Source organism: Kaarinaea lacus (assembly GCF_975902315.1).
In genome coordinates this window covers 1-7,253 of the sequence record NZ_CDLKIE010000359.1, presented here as the reverse complement: position 1 = coordinate 7,253, position 7,253 = coordinate 1, and the positions used below count along the sequence as shown (strand labels likewise).

The 7,253-nt window shown below is 45.8% G+C and carries 7 protein-coding genes; 6 read left to right on the top strand and 1 reads right to left on the bottom strand.

Annotated features, from left to right (window positions below; all coding sequences use genetic code 11):
• On the top strand, positions 1-273 hold a 273-nt coding region (locus ACWVCM_RS11765), incomplete at its 5' end, for an HU family DNA-binding protein (protein WP_455201948.1).
• A 95-nt stretch (positions 274-368) separates the two neighbouring features.
• Here ACWVCM_RS11765 and tsaD read toward each other — a convergent pair.
• Complete coding sequence (gene tsaD / locus ACWVCM_RS11760; protein WP_455201947.1) at positions 369-1,382, bottom strand: tRNA (adenosine(37)-N6)-threonylcarbamoyltransferase complex transferase subunit TsaD; 1,014 nt, start codon at positions 1,380-1,382, stop codon at positions 369-371.
• A 174-nt stretch (positions 1,383-1,556) separates the two neighbouring features.
• Between tsaD and rpsU the strand changes: the two genes are divergently transcribed.
• The 5 genes from rpsU to ACWVCM_RS11735 all read left to right on the top strand — a co-directional run bounded on the left by rpsU (position 1,557) and on the right by ACWVCM_RS11735 (position 6,612).
• Positions 1,557-1,772: a 30S ribosomal protein S21 gene (gene rpsU, locus ACWVCM_RS11755; protein ID WP_455201946.1), complete on the top strand. Its 216-nt coding sequence runs from the start codon at positions 1,557-1,559 to the stop codon at positions 1,770-1,772.
• Between the two features lie 45 nt (positions 1,773-1,817).
• The gene (locus tag ACWVCM_RS11750; protein WP_455201945.1) at positions 1,818-2,273 is read left to right on the top strand and encodes a GatB/YqeY domain-containing protein; all 456 of its coding nucleotides are present in this window, start codon (positions 1,818-1,820) and stop codon (positions 2,271-2,273) included.
• Positions 2,274-2,423: 150 nt separating this feature from the next.
• Positions 2,424-4,217 (top strand): DNA primase, encoded by a 1,794-nt coding sequence (dnaG, locus tag ACWVCM_RS11745; protein WP_455201944.1) that lies wholly within the window; start codon positions 2,424-2,426, stop codon positions 4,215-4,217.
• Positions 4,218-4,329: 112 nt separating this feature from the next.
• Entirely contained in the window at positions 4,330-6,192 is a 1,863-nt protein-coding gene (gene rpoD, locus ACWVCM_RS11740) for an RNA polymerase sigma factor RpoD (RefSeq protein ID WP_455201943.1), read from the top strand.
• Between the two features lie 234 nt (positions 6,193-6,426).
• A complete protein-coding gene (locus tag ACWVCM_RS11735) occupies positions 6,427-6,612 on the top strand; it encodes a hypothetical protein (RefSeq protein WP_455201942.1) in 186 nt (61 codons plus the stop codon).
• The last annotated feature ends 641 nt before the right edge of the window (positions 6,613-7,253 follow it).

The following is a 7,253-nucleotide window of genomic DNA, read 5'->3' as shown; positions in this document are numbered from 1 at the left end:
GAAGAAACTGAACTGAGCAGAAAGCAAGTCGCCAGTGTGTTTGATTCGTTGGAAACCATTATCAACGGTCATATCAAAAAGACAGGTTGTGGCGAATTCACTTTACCTGGTTTATTGAAAATCAAAACCAGAAAAATTCCTGCTCGCAAAGCAAAGAAAAACGTTCCAAACCCTTTCCGCCCTGGCGAACTTATGGATGTCGCAGCAAAACCTGCAACCATTCGCGTAAAGATTTTGCCTTTGAAGAAAGTGAAGGATATGGCTGTACAGTAGTAAATACCGTATTTTTGCAGCACCCAAAACAAAAGAGGGCGATTTTCGAATCGCCCTTTTTTGTTGCCCATTGAAAACCCTCTGATGCTAACGCGCTACAACGGGTGTAAATCTTCCAGCGACCAGCGGGCCCTGGCGTCGATGGGTAGTGGTTCCGTCTGGTTTGCCTGTAGGCGAATACACCCTGCCATAGCGATCATAGCGCCATTATCGGTACAGAATTCCAGCCTTGGATAGAAAACTTCAGCCCGCAGTTCTTTTGCCAACTGAGTTAAGCGTTGACGTAACTTTTCATTGGCACCCACTCCTCCGGCAATAACCAGGCGCTGATGGTGGGTTTGTTTTAATGCACGTTTGCATTTAATTGCCAGCGTATCGACAACGGCATCCTCGAACGCGCAGGCGATATCAGCCCGGGTTTGTTCGTCATTGCTATTTTTTTTAAGGGTATTCATTGTAAAAGTCTTTAATCCACTGAAGCTGAAATCCAGACCAGGGCGATTGGTCATGGGGCGGGGAAAGTGAAATCGTTTGGGATCGCCCTGTTTCGCGAGTTTTGCGACTGCTGGGCCACCGGGATAACCCAGGCCAAGTAATTTTGCCGTCTTGTCGAATGCTTCGCCCGCGGCGTCATCGACACTGTCACCTAAAATCGTATATTGCCCAACGCCATTCACCTCAACCAACATCGAATGCCCACCTGACACCAATAATGCGACAAAGGGAAACTGCGGGCTGGTGGATTCCAGCATGGGTGCCAGCAGATGTCCTTCCATGTGGTGGATGGCGACGGCGGGTACTTGCCATGACCAGGCCAGACTTCGCCCAATAGTGGCGCCTACTAATAATGCGCCAATTAACCCGGGGCCTGCAGTATAGGCAATTCCACTGATGCTGCTTTTATCAATATTCGCCTCGCGCATGACCTGGGATATCAGTGGCAGGCATTTTCGCACGTGGTCTCGAGAGGCTAGTTCGGGTACCACGCCACCGTATTCTGCATGCAATGCCACCTGGCTGTGCAAAGCATGCGCTAAAAGTCCCTGATTACTGTCGTAAACCGCGATTCCGGTCTCGTCACAGGAGGTTTCGATGCCTAAAACACGCATATCGACTTTTTCTTAATCAATTTTCCTAAACGGCTAAACAAATTTGGGGCGGCGCCGATTTTGCATTCTGGACGCGATGCTACTAAAATACGGCGTTCCGCTCGGGGCTGGAATCGGCCAAAGAGCTAAAATCATGATTTTAACAGCTTAATTAATTTTGAGGACATAATTAGTATGCCTAATGTTCGTGTCAGAGAAAACGAACCGTTTGATATCGCACTGCGTCGCTTCAAACGTTCATGTGAAAAAGCCGGTATCTTAACGGAAATTCGTCGCCGGGAATTTTATGAGAAGCCAACCCAGGTTCGCAAACGCAAGCTTGCGGCAGCGGTTAAGCGTCACATGAAAAAAGTTTCTCGCGATCAGAATCGTCACAGACGACTCTACTAATTCTACCCGCTATTTCCCACCAAATAGTTTAAGAAACCATCCCGGATGGCAGACTGCGAATTAAAACAGCGTATCAGTGACGATATGAAAGCTGCCATGCGCGCCAAGGAAAAGGAGCGCCTGGGCGTCATTCGTCTGATTCTGGCGGCCATCAAACAAGTTGAAGTCGATGAGCGTATCGAGCTGGATGATGCAAAAGTGCTTGCAGTGCTGGATAAAATGCTCAAACAGCGGCGGGACTCCATCGAACAATATAATAATGCCGGCCGTACCGAGCTGGCAGAAAAAGAGCAGATGGAGGTGGGCATCATTCAGACTTACATGCCGGCAGCACTCAGTGAAGCTGAGCTGGATGCAATGATCCAGGAAATTGTCGCAGCCGTTGGTGCCAGCTCCATGCAGGACATGGGAAAAGTCATGGCTCAGCTCAAACCCAAAGTGCAGGGACGTGCTGACATGGGCCAGGTGAGCCAGAAGGTAAAAGCAGCAATTGGCGTTTAATCCTGCGAGCTGAGTTCGTAAGTTCTTTCGATCCCTAAGCCTGCTCCTGATTTCTGGCTTATTTCGCTTCCAACACTAAATTTATCCTGATGTATTGATTTTCAGCCCTTTTGGCTGACACTGACTATTATTCGGCTTACCATTAAACCTATGGCCGGGCGTATTCCCTCTCAATTTATTGATGAACTATTAAATCGTGTCGATATTGTCGATGTGATTGATTCTCGCGTGGCTTTAAAAAAAGCCGGTCGCGAATATACCGCTTGCTGCCCCTTCCACAACGAAAAAACGCCATCATTTACCGTTAGCCCTGCCAAACAGTTCTATCATTGTTTCGGTTGTGGTGCCCATGGTTCAGCGATCAGTTTTCTGATGGAATATGAAAGGCTGGAATTCGTGGATGCCATTGAAGAGCTGGCATCGATGGTAGGCATGACGGTACCGCGGGAGGCAGCTGGCACTCAGCACAAAGTCAGTCGTGATTTATATGATGTTCTGGAGCAGGCAAGCCAGTATTACGCTGAGCAACTTCGCCAGCACGCTAACGCTGAAAAAGCGGTCACCTATTTGAAACAAAGAGGACTAAGCGGCGAAATCGCGGCCACATTCGCTATCGGTTATGCCCCACCCGGCTGGGACAATTTATTGCACTACCTATCAGCGAAAAACGTTACCGAAAAACAAATGCTGGCGGCGGGTCTGCTTATCGCCAAACAAGGTGGCGGTCATTATGATCGTTTCCGCGATCGCATTATATTCCCAATTCGTGATCGACGCGGCCGGGTGATTGCCTTTGGTGGGCGAGCGCTGGGTGACGAAACGCCGAAATACCTGAATTCCCCGGAAACCGAGGTTTTTCACAAGGGGAAAGAATTGTATGGATTTTATGAAGCCAGGAAGTATTCCCAGGATTTACAGCGTTTGATTGTTGTTGAAGGTTACATGGATGCGGTGTCCCTGTCCCAGTACGGTATAAAAAACGTCGTGGCCACCCTGGGCACTGCCACCACAAAAGACCATCTCGAAAAGTTATTTCGCGTGGTGCCTGAAGTGATATTTTGTTTCGACGGTGACCGTGCGGGTCGCCAGGCAGCGTGGCGAGCGCTGGAAAATTCCCTGCCACTGATGGGTGAAGGTCGCCAGATAAAATTTATGTTTTTGCCGGAAGGTGAAGACCCGGACACGGTTGTACGCCAGGAAGGAGAGTCGGGATTTCACCAACGCCTGCAGGGTGCGCAGGCATTTTCTAACTTTTTTTACGAATCATTGTCAAAGAGTATCGAGCTTAACACGATCGATGGTCGATCCTTTTTGGTGGAAAAGGCAAAGCCTTATTTGCGGAAGCTTCCCGATGGTGTTTTTCGCCACATGATGATCAATAAATTGGCTGAAATTAGTCATGTAGAATCAGAGAAATTGTCTACACTTATCTTTTCGGCCGGCGCTACTAAAGTTAGCAAGCAACAGGTCGCTGCCAGACCTTCCAAAGCTGGTGGTCCAACACCGATACGTAAATTAGTACGACTATTACTGGAAATGCCATCTTTGGCACAGGCTGTTGAGGTGGAGGAAATTAAAGAGCTGGATGAACGGGGCATCCCTTTTTTGATCGAATTGATTGAAACCATTCGATCAAAACCCCATATAAACTGTGCTGGTTTAATGGAGAACTGGCGCGGTACTGAAAATGGAAAGCTATTAGAGAAACTCGTTAAACTGCCCGCAAATTTGACCGATCATGAGCTACACTTAACGGATGATGACATAAAAAAAGAGTTTTTAGATATCTATCAGTGGCTTAAGAGGGAACGCTCCAAGCAGCGTTTGGAAGAATTAATACACAAACCTAGCCTGGATACGCATGAAAAACAGGAGCTACGTGAATTAAACCTGGCGCTTGCCGCTAACAATATAGGCTCAAAAGCTAAAGAGCCAGAAGCCTAAGCACTATTGATCATAAGAGTATTCGAAATTGTGAATAGTTCGCGCAACAGATACTACATACTGTATACTGCGCTGCTATCTTTAATACAGGATTTGATTATTTAATATACATATGACTATGAATGTACAGCAACAGTCTCAACTTAAACTGCTTATCGCTAAAGGTAAAGAGCAAGGTTACCTGACTTACCGAGAAGTAAACGATCACCTGCCCAATGATATTGTTGATCCGGCGCAGATCGAAGACATCGTCAGCATGATTAACGACATGGGTATTGTGGTTCATGAAACCGCACCCGATATGGATTCCATGGTGCTCGCCGAAAGTGACGTGGAGACCGATGAGGTAGCAGCCGAAGAAGCAGCGGCAGCACTGGCCAGTGTCGACAGTGAATTTGGTCGTACCACGGATCCGGTTCGAATGTATATGCGCGAAATGGGTACGGTTGAATTGTTGACCCGTGAAGGCGAGATCGAAATCGCCAAGCGTATTGAGGATGGTGTCAACCAGGTGTTTGTTGCCCTCGCCCATTACCCTGGCACCATTGCTCGAATGCTCGCTGCTTATGAAGCGATTGAAAACGAAGAATTACGTCTTGCGGATGTTATTACAGGATTCCGCGATGAAGAAGACGACATGATCGTCAATCCAAACGTTGTTGCTCCCAATCCCGGTGATGAAAGTGGTGATTATTCGGCATCCGATGAAGAGGAAGAGGACGATGACGCGAGTGCGAGTGCAGAGGATCAAGGCCCCGATCCGGAAGAAGCAAAAAAACGCATGGACGAAATCAAAGCGTCCATCGCAAAGTATGCAAAACGTGTTGCTTCCAAAGGACGTGATGATAAAAGTATAGAGCTTTACGAAAAAGCGGCTGAAGTTTTTTGTGAATTCAAATTAGTTCCTAAATTCGCCGACAACCTGGTTAAGAACCTGCGTGGAATCATTAATCGTGTACGTGAACACGAAAAAGTGATCATGGAAATGTGTGTCGCCAAGGCAAAAATGCCACGTAAGGTATTTATTACCACATTCCCGGACAATGAAACCAACACAGACTGGTTACAGGGTCAAATCGATTCCGGTGAAGAATTTTCCGAAGTTTTAAAACAGTACGCTGATGAAATCAGCCGGGCGCAGAATAAGCTAATCCAGATTCAGGATGAAAGTGGTATCACTATCGGTGAACTGAAAGAGATTAATCGCCGCATGTCCATTGGTGAAGCCAAAGCCCGCCGCGCCAAGAAAGAAATGGTCGAAGCAAACCTGCGTTTGGTAATCTCTATCGCCAAAAAATACACCAATCGTGGTTTACAGTTCCTGGATTTGATTCAGGAAGGAAACATTGGGTTAATGAAAGCGGTAGATAAGTTTGAATACCGCCGTGGTTATAAGTTCTCAACTTATGCGACATGGTGGATACGCCAGGCGATTACCCGCTCCATTGCGGATCAGGCACGAACCATTCGTATTCCGGTTCATATGATTGAGACTATCAACAAACTGAATCGTATTTCTCGGCAAATGCTCCAGGAGATGGGTCGCGAACCCACACCGGAAGAACTGGCTGAACGCATGGAAATGCCCGAAGATAAAGTGCGCAAGGTGTTAAAGATCGCCAAAGAACCTATTTCCATGGAAACACCTATAGGTGATGATGAAGATTCACGTCTCGGTGACTTTATCGAAGACCAGAATTTACTCTCACCATCGAACTCCGCGACATTTGAAGGTTTGCGTGAAGCGACGCTGTCAGTGCTGGATAGTCTGACTGCAAGGGAAGCAAAGGTTTTACGGATGCGGTTTGGTATCGACATGAATACTGACCATACCCTGGAAGAAGTAGGTAAGCAGTTTGATGTAACGCGTGAGCGGATTCGCCAGATTGAGGCAAAGGCATTGCGTAAGCTGCGCCATCCGAGCCGTTCCGATCCATTGCGTAGTTTCATCGATACCGAAAATTCGTCTTCCTAAACCAGGCGAAACTGATTAAAAAAGGCCATGCATTTTGCGCATGGCTTTTTTTATTTCTATTCATAATTGAACAAATTACTGTTAAAATTGCGCGTCACGGGCCTGTAGCTCAGTTGGTTAGAGCAGGGGACTCATCAAAAAAGGTGCGTTCATACCGAAAGGTATGAAATGAACGGGATGAATTCAGGGAAACCTTACCAGACTTTTATTTGATGTTTTAAATAAGAGTGGCTGATGGCAATCCTGAGCCAAGCCGGAAGTACACTTCCGGAAGGTGCAGAGACTACCTGGGAACTGATCGTTTTAGTTTGTAAAATAATGCGATCAAGTGTTCTTAATAACAGGCAAGAGCGTCCCGCACCCTGGCAATCAGCAACTCTGGTTGTGGGTGATGAGATAGTCCACTCCCATCAGAAATGATGAGATAAAGTGAATCCCTTGGTCGTAGGTTCGAGTCCTACCGGGCCCACCACTTCATTCGATAAGTTCATTTTGTTGTGCATGTAACCATAGTTTGTCCGTTTTGGCCAAACTATGGTTACATGAAAGCATAGTTTGTCCGCTATCTAGTTTTGTTCTCACTTTTTTATCTTCTTCTACTTTTTAGTTTTCAATCTAAATATAAATCTACAAAAATAAACTTCGACGGCATTTAAACATTTGGCTAACTACGAAGCCTAATTCACTTATTGAATGACAAGCTTTAATTGTTCCTAAGAACATTCTGCTCCCACTTACTATAAATAGAAAAGCCTATATGCACATCAAGCCTTGGGTTGTATGAATTGGATGTTCTAGGGCTAACGGTGGCTATGTGAGGTAGAGTGGTTAATATTAACAAAATTGGGAACAGCTCATTTATACTGAAAGCAATCGTTAATACATATATAATATAGGGGTATATGTATTCATTAGCAGACATTTTTTCTATAACGAATGAATCGTTATTCGAAATATCTTATATTATGTACGATATTGAATTTTAAAACGGGACCAAGAAAAAATACTACCATGTGTCAATTTAAATTATTAAAACTATTATTAGTTACATCTTTGGTTGG